The following is a 1,361-nucleotide window of genomic DNA, read 5'->3' as shown; positions in this document are numbered from 1 at the left end:
TATAACTTTGATGTGTGGGTCGATGGTCAGTATCAACCGCAACGCACCATTGTGTTGTCGACTAACCAAGACCGCCAAATCGAGCGTATTTTCAAAAGCCTTGAAGATACGGTTATTCGTAATGGCGAGGCGATGCCAGCCGCAGAACTGGAATTGCCTGTTCGATTGGAAGTGACCGAGCCGCCAGCGTTGAGCTCCGGTGAGTTAGTGACGGTTCCCATCTCAGTATTTGATCCTGATTTACGTACGATGCAGCAACAAGCTGCGCCTGATTCTGCTTGGAATTCGTTAGAGGATTATCCGCAGCCACTTCAATATGTTGAGAAGCAGATTCAAGTTTTGCAGTCTGACGGCAAGTTCTACCTAGCCAACGAGCGCGTTAAACAGGTGGATGCACTTGCATTACTGCCTACACCTGCGGTAGGTGCGGAGCCCGTACGCGATACAAGCAGTATTTTGCCGCCTGAAGGTGTTCAATCTTTTGCTGATGTAAAAGCGATGCAAAGTGCTCAGCTTGGCGACAATGCCTTTTTGCAGTTGATGGCGTTTTACCATCTTGACAACTCACTGCAGTACCTATCGAGCTTGAGCTATGACTTATTTGAAGAGCCGCTTCGTTTTGATGGACGAGGTTTAGCGCTAGACAACTCTTCTTACTACACAGGTTCGCGTGCGCTGATGTTGGGCGTTGGCGGAGTATCTCCGGATGCTGCGGATGCAGATGTGATTTTGCACGAGCTAGGACACGGGATTCACTATCAAATTGTTCCCGATTGGGCGTATGGCCACACTGGCGCGATTGGAGAAGGTGTCGGTGATTACTGGGCGGGCAGCGCGAGCTACCGAACACAGTATTTAGATGCGGCTCGCCGTGGTCAGGAATTTGAGATTGATACCGTGTTCAACTGGGATGGCATGTTTGGCGTTCGCCGCGCAACACGTAGTCTCCGGAACCAACGTGCTCGTTACTTTGAAGGAGCGGAATACCGAGCGCATGAAAGTGTTGGTGGTGAATTGGGCGACGAGTTGTGGTCGACACCTTTATTCCAAGCCTTGAAAGCGTCCGTTGCTCGTTATGGAGATGGTTCGGATCGTGTTTTCCGTGACTTTGACTCGATTGTGCTTGAAGGCATGTACGGCGTGGGTCGTGGTGTGAAAATGCATGATTTGGCGGAGTCCACCGTGTTTGCCGCGACAATGCTTTTCCCTGAAAAAGAGTACGCACAAATTCTGAAAGATAGCTTCGCACAGCATAACTTACTCAAAGTTCCTTTTAACGCCCGATATCAATCTCGTTACATCAACGCTGGGGAAACGGTCGAGTTGACGCTTTCTCACACCGGCCGATCTGCAAGCGTAAA

1 pseudogene is annotated in these 1,361 nt (G+C 50.1%); it reads left to right on the top strand.

Annotated elements, in window-relative coordinates:
* Positions 1-1,361, top strand: a pseudogene (locus tag R7M72_RS24770) (propeptide, peptidase); the annotation flags it as partial.

The sequence above is a fragment of the Vibrio sp. YT-18 genome (assembly GCF_033337345.1).
GTDB classification, from domain to species: domain Bacteria; phylum Pseudomonadota; class Gammaproteobacteria; order Enterobacterales; family Vibrionaceae; genus Vibrio; species Vibrio alginolyticus.
This window is presented reverse-complemented; position numbering and strand designations above follow the sequence as displayed.